We start from the raw sequence: 15611 nt of genomic DNA on the forward strand, positions 1-15611 counted from the left end.
CGGGCGCCCACCGCGCCCTCGGTCGCGAGGAGGATCGGCGGCCCGCGTACCCGTAGGTGGTTACCCGGGAGCCCGGCGTGCGACGCGCCGCCCGGTCGGCGCCGCGCGATGTCGACCCGTGACGGCGTGGCGCCGGCCCGTCCGTCGGCCGAGGCGGCGGCGCGGTGCGCGGGGAGGGGCGGCGACTCGCCGGATACCGACGGCCGGGTCGACGCGCCGGGCAGGTGCTGACCTGGGCGGGTAGGCTCGCCGGTTGGGCACCCGCACCCCGGGTGGCCGGACGGCCGCCCGGTCCGGGCCGGCCAGGACCGGGCCGGACCCCGCGAGGGTTACGACGGCGAGGAAGTGCAGCATGATCAGCGTTTTCGACCTCTTCAGCGTCGGCATCGGGCCGTCCAGCTCGCACACCGTGGGGCCGATGCGGGCCGCCCGCACGTTCGTCGCGGGGCTGAAGGCCGACGGGCTGCTGACCGGCACCGCCCGGGTGCAGGCGGAACTCTTCGGGTCGCTGGGCGCCACCGGGCACGGCCACGGCAGCGACCGCGCGGTGCTGCTCGGGCTGGCCGGGGAGGCGCCGGAGACGGTCGACACCGACACCGTCGACGCGCGGATCAGCCGGATCAGGGCGGAGCGCCGGCTGAGCCTGCTCGACGCGCACGAGATCGGCTTCGACCCGGACCGGGACCTCGTGCTGCACCGGCGCCGGTCGCTGCCGTACCACCCGAACGGGATGACCTTCGTCGCGTACGACGACCGGGGCGCGGAGCTGCGCGTGCGGACGTACTACTCGGTCGGCGGCGGGTTCGTCGTCGACGAGGCGGCGGCCGGAGCGGACCGGATCAAGCCGGACACCACGCGCGTGCGGCACCCGTTCCTCACCGGCGCGCAGCTGCTGGAGGTGACCGCGTCGACCGGGCTGTCGATCAGCGACGTGATGCTCGCCAACGAGCTGTCCTGGCGCAGCGAGGGCGAGGTGCGCGCCGGCCTGCTGGAGATCTGGCGGGTGATGCGGGAGTGCGTCGAGCGCGGCTGCTCGCGGGACGGGGTGCTGCCCGGCGGGCTGAAGGTCCGTCGCCGCGCCGCCGAGCTGCGCCGCAGCCTGGCGACGGAGTCCGATCCCGCCGACCCGCTGCGGGCGATGGACTGGGTGACCCTCTTCGCCCTCGCCGTCAACGAGGAGAACGCGGCCGGCGGCCGGGTCGTCACCGCGCCGACCAACGGGGCGGCCGGGATCATCCCGGCGGTGCTGCACTACTACACCCGGTTCGTGCCGGCCGCCACCGCGGACGGGGTGGTCCGGTTCCTGCTGGCGGCGGGCGCGATCGGCGTGCTGTTCAAGGAGAACGCCTCGATCTCCGGCGCCGAGGTGGGCTGCCAGGGCGAGGTGGGCTCGGCCTGCTCGATGGCCGCCGCCGGGCTGGCCGAGGCGCTGGGCGGCACCCCGGAGCAGGTGGAGAACGCCGCCGAGATCGGCATGGAGCACAACCTCGGGCTGACCTGCGACCCGGTCGGTGGCCTGGTGCAGATCCCCTGCATCGAGCGGAACGCGGTGGCTAGCATCAAGGCGATCACGGCCGCCCGGCTGGCGCTGCGCGGCGACGGGGTGCACCACGTATCGCTCGACAAGGTCATCAAGACCATGCGCGAGACCGGCGCGGACATGAAGGTGAAGTACAAGGAGACGGCGCGCGGCGGCCTGGCCGTCAACGTGATCGAGTGCTGAGGGGGCGTTCGTTCACCGGCTGCTAACCTGTCGTCCGTCCGGTGAGGCGGGAGGCGGCGATGACCTCTGGCGTCGCGGCGTTGTGGTCGCACCGAAACTCCCTGCGCATCCTCGTCCGGCGCGACCTGGCGGTGAAGTACCAGCAGTCCGTGCTCGGCTACGTCTGGTCGCTGATCGAGCCCCTCGGCATGGGGGCGATCTACTGGTTCGTCTTCGGCGTCCTCTACTCCCGGGACACCACCCGCCACCTCGGTGACGCGGCCGACTCGTACCCGCTGTTCCTGATCACCGGGATCTTCGCCTGGATGTGGACCAGCTCGGCGCTGAGCGAGGCGACCAACGCGCTGACCGGCCAGTCCCGGCTGATCACGACGATGAACGTGCCCCGGCAGGTCTTCCCGATCGGCCGGGTCACCGGCCGCTTCGCCGAGTACGCCGCCGGCCTGCCGATCCTGGTCGCCGTCGCCGTCGGATACGCCGCGTACGGCCGGGTCGACCTGGGCTGGTCGCTGCTCGCCCTGCCGCTGGCGGTGGCCGTGCAGGCCGTCCTGCTGGTGGGGCTGGCGCTGCTGCTCTCGGCGGTCAACGTGCTGATGCGCGACGTGGAGCGGTTCATGCGGCTGGTGATCCGGGTGCTGTTCTACGCGACACCGATCATCTACCCGCTGAGCCTCGTGCGGGACGCCGACCTGCCGGGCTGGCTGAAGATCGCGTACGAGCTGAACCCGCTGGTCGGCATCTTCCAGCTGCACCACGCGGTCTGGTACCCGGACGAGTTCCCGGACGCCCGGCTGCTCGCCACCACCGTCGGCGTCAGCCTGCTGGTGCTGGCCGTCGGCTGGTGGTCGTTCCGCCGGCTCGAACCCGCCGTGCTCAAGGAACTGTGACGATGGCCGACCCGATCATCGAGGCCGAGGGGCTCGGCATCCGCTTCGTCCGCAACCGCCGGCGGCAGCTTCGGCTGCGCGAGCTGTTCATCCACCGCGGCACGCGAGGCGCGTCCGCCGGCCAGTTCTGGCCGCTGCGGGACGTGTCGTTCTCGGTGGCGGCCGGCGAGACCGTCGGCGTGATCGGCCGCAACGGTACCGGCAAGAGCACGCTGCTGCGGCTGATCGCCGGGGTGCTGATCCCCGACGAGGGGCGGATCCGGGTGCGCGGGGACGTGGCGCCGCTGCTGGAGCTGTCCGCCGGGTTCTCCAACGACCTGACCGGGCGGGAGAACCTCTACCTGGTCGGCGGGCTGCACGGGCTGTCGTCGGCGTACCTGAGGCGGCACTTCGACGACATCGTCTCGTTCGCCGGCGAGCAGGTGGAGCGGGCCATCGACACCTCGGTGCGGCACTACTCGTCCGGCATGAAGGTCCGGCTCGGCTTCGCGATCATCTCGCACCTGCCGCACCCCATCCTGCTGATGGACGAGGTGACCGCGGTCGGGGACGCGGAGTTCCGCAAGAAGTGTTATGCGACGATCGACCGTCTGCTCGGGGAGGGGCGCACTCTGGTGCTGGTGTCACACAACGAAAAGGACCTGACCCGGTTCTGCCGTCGGGGGCTCTACCTCGACGGGGGCCGGCTGAGCGTCGACGGCACGATCGCCGAGGCGCTCGACGCGTACCACACCGCGGTCCCGCGGTGACGCTCGCGATCGTGCTCGCCGCCGACGCCCCGGCCGCGAGCCTCCCCACCCGCACGGGCGAACCCCTCGCCGACCGGCTCGCCGCCCAGCTCCGCAGCGCCGGGGCGGGCGAGGTGCGCCGCGCCGCCGACCTGGACGAGCTGGCCGCCCTCGTGGACGCCGCCACCGGCCCGGTGCTGGTCACCGGCGCCGACCTGGTCGCGCACACCGCCGTCCTGCGGCACCTGGCGACCAGCCCGGTCGGGCCGACGGTGGCGCTGGTGCTGACCGACCCGGCCGGCCACGGGCGCACCGCCGTGCGCGAGGAGCGCGGCCAGGTGGTGGAGGCCGGGCCCTCGGAGACGCTGAACGGCGACGCCACCGGGACCTTCGGGGGCGCGCTGCGGGTCGGCGTCGACGACCTGCCGTCGCTCGCCGCCGCCGCGCGCGCGGCCGCCGCCGGGGTGCTGCCCGCCGGCGCGCCGTCGGCCGCCGCGCCGTCGTCGGCCGGGCCCGCCGTGGACCGGCTCTTCGCCGGCCTCACCGGGCTCGGCGCGCTGACCTTCGCCCATCGCGTACGCCTGCTCGTCGCGCACCGGGTGACCGACCCGGCGGGGCTGACCGCCGCGGAGGCGGCGGTGGCCGCCGTCGACGAGGACCGGGCGGAACTGCGGCTCTCGGTGAAGGAGCGGGACGACTTCTTCACCACCTTCTTCGTCAGCACCTGGTCCCCGTACGTCACGAAGGCGTGCGCCCGGCTCGGGCTCGGCCCGACGGCCGTCACGATGATCTCGGTGGCCTTCGCGGTGGCCGCCGCCGTGCTGTTCGGCGCCGGCGGCCGGCCGGCGCTGGTCGCCGGGGCGGTGCTGCTCTACCTCGGCTTCGTGCTCGACTGCGTGGACGGCCAGCTAGCCCGCTACACGCGGCACTTCAGCGCCTGGGGCGGCTGGCTGGACACGATGGCCGACCGCGCGAAGGAGTACGTGGTCTATGCCGGCCTCGGCTACGGGGCGACCCAGGCCGGGTTCCGGTACGGCTGGGCGCTGGCGATCGCCGCGATGACGCTGCAGACCGTCCGGCACATGACGGACACCTGGTACGGCGTACTGCACGACGAGGCCGCGCGCCGGCCGAAGGCGGTCGGCGCCGGGGGCGGCGGCATCGGCGACAAGCTGAACGCGGCCTCCAACCGGGTGCAGGCCGACACGGGGTCGGTGTCGTACTGGCTCAAGCGGACGGTGGTCTTCCCGATCGGGGAGCGGTGGGCGTTGATCGCGCTGACCGTGGCGCTGTTCGGCCCGCTGGTCAGCCTGTACGCGGTGCTGGCGTGGGGGGTGCTGGCGTTCGCGTACACCGGGGCGCTGCGCACGCTGCGCGCCCGCTGGATGTGGGTGCCGGTGCTGGACACGGTCGACGCCACCCTGCACCGCGACGACGGCCCGCTGGCCCGCCGGCTGCCGGTGGTCCGCCCGATGGGCCCGCTGACCCTGGCGGTCGTCGCGGCGCTGGGTCCGGCGGCGCTGCTGGTGGCGGCCCTGCTCACCGGCGACGGTGGGGCGAGCCTGGGCTGGGCGGTGCCGGTCGCGCTGCTGGTGCTCCTGGTCGGGGGCCTGGGGGCGGGCGCGGCGCACAACGGGCCGCTGGACTGGCTGGTGCCGGCCGCGCTGCGCGCGGGGGAGTACCTCCTCGCCATCGCGGTCGGGGTGGTCGGCGACGTGCCGCCGTGGCTGGTCTTCGGGTACGTCTTCGTGCTGACCCTGCACCACTACGACCTGACCGCCCGGCTGGAGAAGCGGCAGTCCGCGCCGCCGCTGCACGGTCTCACGCTGGGCTGGGAGGGGCGGTCGGTGCTGCTGACCCTGGCCGCGATCGTCGGAATTGCGGGTATCGGGATGGCTACACTCGGTACGTACCTTCTCGTGGTTTTCGTGGGGAGTGTCGTCCTCGCCTGGGTCGTCCTGCCCGCCCGCGCCGCGCGGGCGTCGGTGGGCCTGGCCGGTGCGGGAGACCGCTCGCCGGGCTGACGGAGGGGCCGGCCGGATGACCCTGATCAGTTTCGTCGTGCCGGCCTTCCGGGTGCAGGGCTACCTGCGCGAGTGCCTGGACTCCATCCTCGACCAGCCGGTCGCCGACATCGAGGTGATCGGCGTCGACGACTGCTCGCCGGACGACAGCGGCGAGATCCTCGCCGAGTACGCCGCCCGCGACCGGCGGATGCACGCCGTCCGGCTGACGGAGAACGTCGGGCTCGGTCCGGCCCGCAACGTCGGGCTGGACCGGGCCGTCGGCGAGTACGTCTGGTTCGTCGACGGCGACGACTGGCTCGCCCCGGAGTGCCTGGTGGAGGTGGCCGAGCGTCTCCGCGCCACCCGCCCCGACGTGCTCCTGGTCGACCACGTCCGGACGCACTGGAACAACGCCTCCACCCGCAGCGCCATGGCGGAGGTGTTCCCCGAGCCGCCCGGCGAGGGCACCTTCCGGCTGCGGGACCGGCCCGAGACGCTGCGGCTGCTGCACACCGCCTGGAACCGGCTGGTCCGCCGGCAGTTCCTGCGCGAGAAGGGGCTGCGCTTCGCCCCCGGCTGGTACGAGGACGTCTCGTTCAGCTACCCGGTGCTGATGGCCGCCGAGCGGATCGGCGTGCTGGACCGGGTCTGCGTGAACTACCGCCAGCGGCGGGCCGGCGCGATCACCAGGACCCGGGGCGACCGGCACTTCGAGGTCTTCCACCAGTGGCACCGGGTGTTCCGGCTGATGGACTCCTGGGGGTCGGCGGTCGACGACCTGCGCCCGGCGGTCTTCGAGCGGATGATCTGGCACTACCTGACCGTGCTCGGCAACGGGGAGCGGATCGCGCCCGAGCTGCGGCCCGCCTTCTTCGCGCAGATCACCGCCGACCACGCGCGCTGGCTGCCGCCCGGCGGCTACCCGGCCCCGGGGGGCGCGGAGGGGCTCAAGCACCGGCTGGTGGCCGCCGGCCGGTGGCGCACGTTCAGCGCCCTGCGCACCGCCTACCGGGCGCGGGACACCGCCCGGCGTACCGCCCGGACGACGAAGCGCCGGGTCGCGCCCAGGGCCCGACGGGCCGCCCGGCTGGCCCGGGACGGGCTGCTGCGCGAGTACTACCGGGCCGAGCTGCGTCGGCCCATCGACCCGACGCTGGCCGTGTACGCGGCCTACTGGTACCGCGGCTACGCGGACAACCCGGCCGCTGTCCACGAGGCGGCGCGGCGGCTGGCGCCGCAGGTCCGGGGGGTGTGGATCGTCCGGCGGGACCGGGTGCACACCGTGCCCGAGGGCGTCGAGTACGTGGTGGCCGGCACCCCCGCGTACTACCGGGCGCTGGCCCGGGCGCGCTGGCTGGTCAACAACGTGAACTTCCCGGACTTCGTCCGCAAGCGGCCGGGGTCGGTGCACCTGCAGACCCACCACGGCACGCCGGTGAAGGTGATGGGGCTCGACCAGCAGCGGTACCCGATCGGCGCGGTGGGGATGGACTTCGCCGGGCTGCTGCGCCGGGTGGACCGGTGGGACTTCAGCGTCAGCGCGAACAGCTTCTCCACGCAGATGTGGGAGCGGGCCTATCCGGCGACGTACACCACCCTGGAGGTGGGCTACCCGCGCAACGACCGGCTGGTCACCGCCACCGCCGAAGAGGTGCTCCGGCTGCGCGCGGAGTTCGGCCTCGGCCTCGGCGAGCGGGTCGTCCTGTACGCCCCGACGCACCGGGAACACCTGCCCGGCTACCGGCCGCCGTTCGACCCGGAGCGGCTGCTCGACGTGCTCGGCCCGGCCGGCCGGCTGCTGATGCGCAGCCACTACTTCCACGACCGGGACCGGCGGGCCCGGCGCCCGGTGGACCGGGACCGGGTACGCGACGTCAGCGGTCACCCGCGCGTCGAGGACCTCTACCTCGTGGCGGACGTGCTGGTCACGGACTACTCGTCGGCGATGTTCGACTACGCGGTGCTGGACCGGCCGATCGTCGTCTACGCCCCGGACTGGGAGGCGTACCGGCTGGCCCGCGGCGTCTACTTCGACCTGCTCGCGGAGCCGCCCGGCGCGGTGGCCACCAGCTTCGCCGACCTGCTCGACCTGTTCCGCGCCGGCGGGGTCGACTCGGCGGAGGCGACGACGGCCCGGCAGCGGTTCCGGGCCCGGTTCTGCGCGCTCGAGGACGGCCACGCCGCCGAACGGGTGGTCCGCCGGGTCTTCCTCGGCGAGCAGCCGCAGCCCCGCCGCTGCTGACGGCGACCGCCCGCCCGTTTCCTCGCTGCTGACCGCGACCGCCCGCCTGTTTTGCCGCTGCTGACCGCGACCGCCCGCCCAGGGCTCGCCCGCCCGTCCCGCCGGTGCGCGCAACAGGAATGTCACGAGTCGAACATGGCACGTTTACCCGATATCGGGATCGAATGATCTTCGTCACAGTCATTCGGGGTTTCGGCCGACGAGCTGGGGGGAGGGGACGGTGACCACCGTCGCGCTCAGGGATGTCACCAAGGTGTTCAGGGACGGCACCCTCGCCGTCGACAGCGTGAACCTGGACGTCGACGACGGCGAGTTCATGGTGCTGCTCGGCCCGTCGGGTTGCGGGAAGTCCACGGTGCTGCGGATGGTCGCCGGGCTGGAGGACCCGACGTCGGGCGCGGTGCTGCTCGACGGCGAGCTGGCCAACGACCTGCCGCCGCGCGAGCGGAGGATCGCCATGGTCTTCCAGGACTTCGCGCTCTATCCGCACATGACCGTCGGCGACAACATCGCCTTCCCGCTCCGGCTGGCCGGGGTGGAGCCCGAGCCGCGCGGCGAGCGGGTCACCGACGTGGCCAGCGCGCTCGGCATCGGCGAGGTGCTCGGCCGCAAGCCCAACCAGCTCTCGGGCGGGCAGCGCCAGCGGGTCGCGATGGGCCGGGCGATCGTGCGCCGCCCCGGCCTGTTCCTGATGGACGAGCCGCTGTCCAACCTCGACAGCGGGCTCCGGGCCGAGCTGCGCGCCGAGATCTCCGGGCTGACCCGCGAGCTGGGCGTCACCACCATCTACGTCACCCACGACCAGGCCGAGGCGCTGACCATGGCCGACCGGGTCGCCATCATGCGCAGGGGCGTCCTCCAGGACGTGGGCACCCCGACCCAGGTCTACGGCCGCCCCGCCACCCTCTACGTGGCCGCGTTCCTCGGCAGCCCGCGGATGAACCTGCTGGAGGCGTCGGTCTATGTCCACCTGGACCGCTACGTCGCCCTCACCATCGGCGAGCAGGCGCTCTACCTGCCCTGGGACGACATCCGCAGCCGGGCGGTCGCGCACTACCACGGCGAGCGGATCGTGGTCGGGATGCGGGCCGAGGCGCTCACCCCGGTCGCGCCGGACACGCCGGGCGACGTGCTTCACGGCCGGATCCGCTACCTGGAGCACCACGGGCACGAGTCGCTCGCGTTCCTCGACATCGGAGCCACCGCCATCGTGGTGGACGAGATGGGCACCCCCGTCGACGCCCCGGCCGAGCAGCGCGGTCTGCGCCGCTTCGGCCAGGTGGTGCAGCGGCTGACCGGGCGCGCGGTGGAGGAGGAGCCCGCCCCGGCCCCCGGGGCCCGGACCAGCGTGCTGAACGACCCGGGCCGGCACCATCGCCGTCCGGCCGAGCTGGCGGTCCGGCTCGAGCCGTACCCGGCGGTCACCGCCGGTCACTCCCTGGCCGTCGCCGTACGCCTGGACGCGCTGCACTTCTTCGACGAGCGGGGCGACCGCATCGACGTCGGCTGGCGCTGACGGCGCAAGGAAGGGCACCTGGTTAACGCTTGGTGTAGAGGAAGGGCCCCTTCCTTGCACCGGGGCGGGGCTTGTGGCGGAAGTTACTGGCTAGTAACGTTGGGGCATGACCATCGACTCGCGCCAGGTGGCCGCCGGCATGCTGGAGGCCGTGCCGTTCGCGCGCACGCTCGGCTTCGAATTCGTCGAGGTGGCCCCCGAGGCGGAGGGCGGGGTGCGGGCCGTCGTCCGCCTGCCCGACTCGCCGGCCACCCACAACCACGTCGGCGGGCCGCACGCCGGGGCCATGTTCACCCTCGGCGAGACCGCCTCCGGCGCGGTCGTGCTGGCCGCGTTCGCGCCGCTGCTCGACCGAGCCACGCCGCTGGCGGTGCGGGCCGAGATCGCGTACCGGAAGCTGGCCATGGGCCCGGTGCTGGCGACGGCGCGGCTCGGTCGATCCCCCGCGGAGGTGGTCGCCGAGCTGGAGGCCGGCGGGCGGCCGGAGTTCCCGGTGCAGGTGGAGATCGCCACCGAGGAAGGGAAGGGCACCGGGGCGATGACCGTCGTCTGGACGCTGCGCCCGCACTGAGTCATCCCGGGCGAGCCGACCGAAACCGGTTTGCCGGCGCGGAGGTCTGGATAGATTCGTACCGTGCTGGGCCTGCCTGCTCACGTGACCGCCTGTCTCTTCGATCTGGACGGGGTGCTGACGCAGACCGCCCGGGTGCACAACGCCGCGTGGACCGAGACGTTCGACGGCTTCCTGCGCCAGCGTGCCGCCGCCACCGGCGAGCCGTTCCGCCCCTTCGACCCGGGGCCGGACTACAACCGCTACGTCGACGGCCGGCCCCGCGCCGACGGGGTGCGCACCTTCCTCGCCTCGCGGGGGATCGTGCTGCCGGAGGGCGCGCCCGACGACCCGCCGGACGCCGACACGGTCAACGGGGTCGGCAACCGTAAGAACGTGCTGCTGTTGGACCGGCTGCGCACCCACGGCGTGGACGTCTACCCCGGCTCGGTCGCCTACCTGAAGGCCGTGGCCGCCGCCGGCCTGCACCGCGCCGTCGTCACGGCCAGCGCGAACGGCCGGGAGGTCGTCGCCGCCGCCGGCCTGGAACCGCTGCTCGAGGCGCGGGTCGACGGGCTGGTCGCCCGGGCCGAGGGGCTGCGCGGCAAGCCGCACCCGGACACCTTCCTGGCCGGGGCCAGGCTGCTCGGGGTCGATCCGGCCCACGCGGCCGTCTTCGAGGACGCGCTGGCCGGGGTGGCCGCCGGCCGGGCCGGCGGGTTCGGCCACGTGGTCGGGGTCGACCGGGTCGGGCAGGCCGCGGAGCTGCGCGCCCACGGCGCCGACGTCGTGGTCACCGACCTCGCCGACCTGCTCGACCCCGGGCGGCCCGCGTGATCAGGGAACGCGCCTATCCCGTCGAGCCGTGGCACATCCGGGAGACCCGGCTGGACATGGACGTCCTGGCCCAGTCCGAGTCGGTGTTCGCGCTCTCCAACGGGCACGTCGGGCTGCGCGGCAACCTGGACGAGGGCGAGCCGCACGGTCTGCCCGGCACGTACCTCAACTCCTTCTACGAGCTGCGCCCGCTGCCGTACGCGGAGGCCGGGTTCGGGTTCCCGGAATCCGGCCAGACCATCGTCAACGTCACCAACGGCAAGCTGATCCGGCTGCTGGTCGACGACGAGCCGCTCGACGTCCGGTACGGCGAACTCCTCTCCCACGAGCGGGTCCTCGACCTGCGCGCCGGCACCCTGCACCGGGAGGTGCACTGGCGCTCGCCAGCCGGCCGCCAGGTCAAGGTCCGCAGCACCCGGCTGGTCTCCTTCACCCAGCGGGCCGTCGCGGCGATCAACTACGAGGTGGAGGCGGTCGACGGCCCGCTGCGGCTGATCCTCCAGTCGGAACTCGTCGCGAACGAGACGCTGCCCGCGCAGAGCCGGGACCCCCGGGTCGCGGCCGTGCTGGAGTCGCCGTTGCAGGCCGAGGAGGAACTCACCAGCGACGACGGCGGGCTGCTGATCCACCGCACCAAGGTCTCCGGGCTGCGGGTCGCCGCCGCGATGGAGCACGAGGTGTACGGCCCGGCGCGTAAGACCATCGAGTCCGAGGGGTACGAGAACTGGGTGCGTACCACGATCGGCTGCGTGCTCAAGCCCGGCGAGAAACTGCGGGTGGTCAAGTACCTCACCTACGGCTGGTCGAGCCGGCGCTCACTGCCGGCGCTGCGCGACCAGGTCGAGGCAGCCCTGACGGGGGCGCGGCTCGACGGCTGGGACGGGCTCCGCCGGGAGCAGCACGAATACCTCGACGAGTTCTGGGACGCCGCCGACGTGGTGGTCGAGGGCGACCCGGAAGTCCAGCAGGCCGTCCGGTTCGGCATGTTCCACGTCCTCCAGGCGGGGGCCCGGGCCGAGCGACGGCCCATCGCCGCAAAGGGCCTGACCGGCCCGGGGTACGACGGGCACGCGTTCTGGGACACCGAGATGTTCGTCCTGCCGGTGCTCACCTACACCCACCCGGCCGCCGTGCGGGATGCGCTGCACTGGCGGCACAGCACGCTGGCCGCCGCGCACGAGCGGGCCCGGACGCTCAACCTGGCCGGCGCGGCGTTCCCCTGGCGCACCATCGAGGGACCGGAGTCGTCGGCGTACTGGCCGGCCGGCACCGCGGCCTTCCACATCGCAGCCGACGTCGCCGACGCGCTGCGGCGCTACGTGCAGATCACCGAGGACACCGCGCTGGAACGCGAGATCGGGCTGGAGTTGCTGGTGGAGACCGCCCGGCTGTGGCGGTCGCTAGGCCACCACGACCGGCACGGCCAGTTCCACATCGACGGGGTCACCGGCCCCGACGAGTACACGGCGGTGAAGAACGACAACATCTACACCAACCTGATGGCGCAGCGGAACCTGATCTCCGCCGCCGAGGCGGTGATGCGCTATCGGGACGAGGCGTTCCACCTCGGCGTGACCGACGAGGAGGCGGCGGCCTGGCGGGACGCGGCGGCGTCGATGCACATCCCGTACGACGAGGAGATCGACGTCCACGAGCAGGTGGAGGGCTTCACCCGGCTCCAGGAGTGGGACTTCGAGCACACGCCGCCGGAGAAGTACCCGCTGCTGCTGCACTACCCGTACTTCGACCTCTACCGCAAGCAGGTCGTCAAGCAGGCGGACCTGGTCCTGGCCATGCACTGGCGGGGCGACGCGTTCACCCCGGAGCAGAAGCTGCGCAACTTCCTCTACTACGAGCGCCGGACGGTGCGGGACTCGTCGCTGTCGGCTTGCACCCAGGCGGTGCTGGCGGCCGAGGTGGGCCACCCGGAGCTGGCGCACACCTACCTACGCGAGGCCGCGCTGATGGACCTGCACGACCTCAACGAGAACACCCGCGACGGCGTGCACATGGCGTCGCTCGCCGGGGCGTGGATCGCCCTGGTGGCGGGGTTCGGCGGGCTGCGCGACCACGACGGCACGCTGTCGTTCGCGCCGCGCCTGTCCAGCCGGCTCGGGCGGCTGGAGTTCTCGCTCCAGTGGCGCGGGCTGCGGCTGCGGGTGGACGTTCGGCCGCAGGAGACCACGTACGCGCTGCGCAACGGTGACCCGGAGGACGTGCTGGAGCTGCGCCACCACGGCGAGACGGTCCGGGTCACCTGCGACGAGCCCGTCACCGTGCCGATCCCGCCGGCGGAGGTCTCCGGACCGCCGCCGGAGCAGGCACCGGGCCGGGCCCCGCTGCTCCGCCTGCCCGAGAGCGAGCCGTGACCCGCCGCCGGCCCGCCGTCGGCGGGCCGGCGGCGTCGGTCAGAACGGCCTGCCCTGTGGGTCGGCCAGAGCGGCCCACCCTGTGGGTCGGTCAGAGCGGCCCTGCCTGTGGTTCGGCCAGAGCGGCCCACCCTGTGGGTCGGTCAGAGCGGCCTGCCCTGTGAGGGGCGGCCGGCCGCGTCGCGGGGCGTCATCGCCCGCGGGTCGTCGGCCGTGCGCGCCTGGGCCGCGTCGTCCGCCCAGTCCCGGCCGCGTTCGGCGTCCTGTTCGCGCCGTTCCCGGTCGGTGGTCTGCTGACGGGACTCTCGCTGCTGCGCCATGGCGATCCTCGCGATCCGTCGGGGGCGCGGTCTCGCGCCGGTACGGTCTGCGGTCACCCGCCGCCTACCCGACGCCCCCGGCGACAAACACCGGGGCGGCTGGCCCGCTTGCCGGCCGAGCGGGCGGGTATGCGAGCCGCCGGGAGGAGCGGCCGTGGTCCGGTGAGCCGGACGGCCGGTCGCGAGCCGACGACGTACGGGACGGAGGCGGAGATGGACGTGCGCAGCAGCGAGGTGACGATCCCGGCGGGGGACGCGGAACTCCCGGCCGACCTGCTGATCCCGGCCGAACCGGCCGGCGTGGTGCTCTTCGCCCACGGCAGCGGCAGCTCCCGGCACAGCCCGCGCAACACCGCCGTGGCGCACGTGCTCAACCGCGACGCCTTCGGCACCGTGCAGGTCGACCTGCTGACCCCGGCCGAGGACCGGGTGGACGTCCGGACCGCCGAGCTGCGCTTCGACATCCCGCTGCTCGCCGGCCGGCTCGCGGCGGTCGTGGACTGGCTGGCGGCGGAGCGGCCCTTCGGTCGGGTGCCGATCGGCCTCTTCGGGGCCAGCACCGGGGCCGCCGCCGCGCTGGTGGCGGCGGCCGCCCGACCGGACCTCGTCGGCGCGGTCGTCTCGCGGGGCGGCCGGCCCGACCTGGCCGGCCCCGCCCTCGGGCAGGTGCGCGCGCCCACGCTGCTGCTGGTCGGCGGCCTGGACGAGCAGGTGATCGCCCTCAACGAGCAGGCGCAGGAGGCGCTGCCGGAGACCGCCGAGCTGACAGTGATCCCCGGCGCCACGCACCTCTTCGAGGAGCCCGGCAAGCTGGAGCAGGTCGCCCACTGCGCCACCGACTGGTTCGCCGCCCACCTCGCCGTGCCCCGCCCGGCCTGACCGCCGGCCCGGTGGCCGGCCGGTTCGTGCGGGCGCCGCGGCTTGACGGCCGGTTCCTACGGGCGCTGCGGCTTGGCGGACTGCCCGGTTCGTGCGGGCGCCGCGGGTTGGCGGACGGCTTGGCCGGCAGGCGCCGCGGCCTGGTGGACGGCTCGGCAAATGGGCGGCTCGGCAGGTGGGCGGCGGCCTCGTGGCGGGGGGTGGTTCAGGCGGGGGCCGGCGGAGCGGCCTCCGCGTCCGGGGCGGGACGCCCGCGGTGCCGCTGGACGGTGTCGATGACGCGCCAGACGACGGCGGTGATCGGCACCGAGACGAAGGCGCCGGCGATGCCGGCGATCAGGGTGCCGGCGGTGACCGCCACCAGGATCACTGCCGGGTGCAGCCGCACCTGACGCTTCATGATCAGCGGCTCCAGCAGGTTGCCCTCGATCTGCTGCACGGCGATGACGGCGGCCAGGACCAGCAGCGCGGTGACCGGCCCCTTCGCTGCGAGCGCGACGAGCACCGCGACCGCGCCGGCCACGGTCGCGCCGATGATCGGGATGAAGCCGCCGAAGAACGTGATCAGCGCCAGCGGAAAGGCCAGCGGCACCCGGAGCAGCACCAGGGCCAGGCCGATGCCGATCGCGTCGATCGCCGCGATCATCATCGTGCCCCGGCTGTACGCGCCCAGCGTCCGCCAGCCCACCCGGCCCGCCTCGGCGGTCACCGACCGGTTCGGCCCGGTCATCCGGGACAGCACCCAGCGCCACATCGACCGGCCGTCCTTGAGCAGGAAGAACAGCAGCACGAGCGCGAGCAGCGCCGAGCCGAGCACCTCGGCGGCCGTCCGGGCCCCCGACACCGGGTCGACCGTGCCCTGCCCGAGGCCCTGTCGGACCTGGTCGAGCAGCCGGTCGAGCTGCTGGTCGTTTACCGGCAGCGTGGAGGTCACGAACTCCCGGGTCCGTTGCAGGCCCTGGCTCAGCTCCTGGCTCAGCTCGTTGAACTGGCTGGCGGTCAGGTTCCACACCAGCGCGCCGACCCCGAACAGCACGCCGAGCAGCAGCAGCACGGTGAGCAGGGCAGCCAGCGACGCGGGCAGCCGGAGGCGGCGCAGCGCGAGCTGCACCGGGTCGAGCAGCGCGGTGAGGAAGACGGTGGCGGCCAGCGCGATGGCCAGCGGCGCGAGCAGCACCGCGATCTTTCCCAACAGGTACAGCGCGGCGACGACCACTACCAGGCAGGCACTCCACACCACGGCCGAGCGGACCAACCAGGGCAGCGCGGCCCAGGTCTGTCGGGGCTCCGCGGCCCGGCCCGTCGTCCCCTCGGGCGTCCGCCCGGCACCGTCTGCGACCATGTCGGCCCTCCTCGATCTCCGGCGAGTCGGTACCCGGCCGGCGTCCCTCCGACACCCGTGCCCCCGTTCACGCTAGATGCCGCCCCCGAACCCTGGGGGGTGGATCAGCGCCGTACCGGAGTCCTCCGGTCGCGTTTCCGCAGCCTGTCCGGTCCACGGCTTTCCGCGCGGTCGCCCGTGGCCTGTTCGGTTCATGACCTGCCGCGCGGTCG

Annotated in this window: 12 protein-coding genes; 10 read left to right on the forward strand and 2 right to left on the reverse strand. The window is 73.9% G+C overall.

The window, feature by feature from the left end:
* The first annotated feature begins 352 nt into the window (after window positions 1-352).
* The 9 genes from ACFY23_RS03350 to ACFY23_RS03390 all read left to right on the forward strand — a co-directional run bounded on the left by ACFY23_RS03350 (window position 353) and on the right by ACFY23_RS03390 (window position 12858).
* Window positions 353-1723: an L-serine ammonia-lyase gene (locus ACFY23_RS03350; protein ID WP_350685261.1), complete on the forward strand. Its 1371-nt coding sequence runs from the start codon at window positions 353-355 to the stop codon at window positions 1721-1723.
* A 59-nt stretch (window positions 1724-1782) separates the two neighbouring features.
* Window positions 1783-2610 (forward strand): ABC transporter permease, encoded by an 828-nt coding sequence (locus ACFY23_RS03355; RefSeq protein WP_350818900.1) that lies wholly within the window; start codon window positions 1783-1785, stop codon window positions 2608-2610.
* Window positions 2611-2612: 2 nt separating this feature from the next.
* On the forward strand, window positions 2613-3359 hold the full coding sequence (locus ACFY23_RS03360) for an ABC transporter ATP-binding protein (protein WP_350687090.1): 747 nt from the start codon (window positions 2613-2615) through the stop codon (window positions 3357-3359).
* Complete coding sequence (locus tag ACFY23_RS03365) at window positions 3356-5362, forward strand: DUF5941 domain-containing protein (protein WP_387035436.1); 2007 nt, start codon at window positions 3356-3358, stop codon at window positions 5360-5362. Before ACFY23_RS03360 ends, ACFY23_RS03365 begins: the two co-directional genes overlap by 4 nt.
* Before the next feature lie 16 nt (window positions 5363-5378).
* Window positions 5379-7586, forward strand: coding sequence for a bifunctional glycosyltransferase family 2 protein/CDP-glycerol:glycerophosphate glycerophosphotransferase (locus tag ACFY23_RS03370; RefSeq protein WP_350818898.1), 2208 nt, complete (start codon window positions 5379-5381; stop codon window positions 7584-7586).
* 220 nt (window positions 7587-7806) lie between these two features.
* Window positions 7807-9102: an ABC transporter ATP-binding protein gene (locus tag ACFY23_RS03375; RefSeq protein WP_350684787.1), complete on the forward strand. Its 1296-nt coding sequence runs from the start codon at window positions 7807-7809 to the stop codon at window positions 9100-9102.
* A gap of 106 nt (window positions 9103-9208) precedes the next feature.
* A complete protein-coding gene (locus ACFY23_RS03380) occupies window positions 9209-9673 on the forward strand; it encodes a DUF4442 domain-containing protein (RefSeq protein ID WP_350684788.1) in 465 nt (154 codons plus the stop codon).
* Between the two features lie 63 nt (window positions 9674-9736).
* On the forward strand, window positions 9737-10489 hold the full coding sequence (locus ACFY23_RS03385) for an HAD-IA family hydrolase (protein WP_350684789.1): 753 nt from the start codon (window positions 9737-9739) through the stop codon (window positions 10487-10489).
* The gene (locus ACFY23_RS03390; RefSeq protein WP_350684790.1) at window positions 10486-12858 is read left to right on the forward strand and encodes a glycoside hydrolase family 65 protein; all 2373 of its coding nucleotides are present in this window, start codon (window positions 10486-10488) and stop codon (window positions 12856-12858) included. Before ACFY23_RS03385 ends, ACFY23_RS03390 begins: the two co-directional genes overlap by 4 nt.
* A 143-nt stretch (window positions 12859-13001) precedes the next feature.
* Here the strand turns inward: ACFY23_RS03390 and ACFY23_RS03395 are convergent, their stop codons facing one another.
* The gene (locus tag ACFY23_RS03395) at window positions 13002-13178 is read right to left on the reverse strand and encodes a hypothetical protein (RefSeq protein ID WP_350684791.1); all 177 of its coding nucleotides are present in this window, start codon (window positions 13176-13178) and stop codon (window positions 13002-13004) included.
* A gap of 213 nt (window positions 13179-13391) precedes the next feature.
* Between ACFY23_RS03395 and ACFY23_RS03400 the strand changes: the two genes are divergently transcribed.
* Window positions 13392-14057, forward strand: a complete 666-nt coding sequence (locus ACFY23_RS03400; protein WP_350684805.1) for a dienelactone hydrolase family protein — start codon at window positions 13392-13394, stop codon at window positions 14055-14057.
* A 205-nt stretch (window positions 14058-14262) separates the two neighbouring features.
* Here the strand turns inward: ACFY23_RS03400 and ACFY23_RS03405 are convergent, their stop codons facing one another.
* Window positions 14263-15399: an AI-2E family transporter gene (locus tag ACFY23_RS03405; protein WP_350818897.1), complete on the reverse strand. Its 1137-nt coding sequence runs from the start codon at window positions 15397-15399 to the stop codon at window positions 14263-14265.
* Window positions 15400-15611 lie beyond the last annotated feature (212 nt).

Origin of the sequence: Micromonospora sp. NPDC000121, from assembly GCF_042899165.1 — a bacterium.
Classification (GTDB): Bacteria; Actinomycetota; Actinomycetes; order Mycobacteriales; family Micromonosporaceae; genus Micromonospora.

Excerpts from the sequence above, each read along its gene's own strand:
- ACFY23_RS03380 (WP_350684788.1), top strand. The coding sequence starts at position 9,209 with ATGACCATCGACTCGCGCCAGGTGGCCGCCGGCATGCTGGAGGCCGTG.
- ACFY23_RS03405 (WP_350818897.1), bottom strand. The coding sequence starts at position 15,399 with ATGGTCGCAGACGGTGCCGGGCGGACGCCCGAGGGGACGACGGGCCGG.
- ACFY23_RS03350 (WP_350685261.1), top strand. The coding sequence starts at position 353 with ATGATCAGCGTTTTCGACCTCTTCAGCGTCGGCATCGGGCCGTCCAGC.
- ACFY23_RS03355 (WP_350818900.1), top strand. The coding sequence starts at position 1,783 with ATGACCTCTGGCGTCGCGGCGTTGTGGTCGCACCGAAACTCCCTGCGC.
- ACFY23_RS03370 (WP_350818898.1), top strand. The coding sequence starts at position 5,379 with ATGACCCTGATCAGTTTCGTCGTGCCGGCCTTCCGGGTGCAGGGCTAC.
- ACFY23_RS03400 (WP_350684805.1), top strand. The coding sequence starts at position 13,392 with ATGGACGTGCGCAGCAGCGAGGTGACGATCCCGGCGGGGGACGCGGAA.
- ACFY23_RS03395 (WP_350684791.1), bottom strand. The coding sequence starts at position 13,178 with ATGGCGCAGCAGCGAGAGTCCCGTCAGCAGACCACCGACCGGGAACGG.
- ACFY23_RS03360 (WP_350687090.1), top strand. The coding sequence starts at position 2,613 with ATGGCCGACCCGATCATCGAGGCCGAGGGGCTCGGCATCCGCTTCGTC.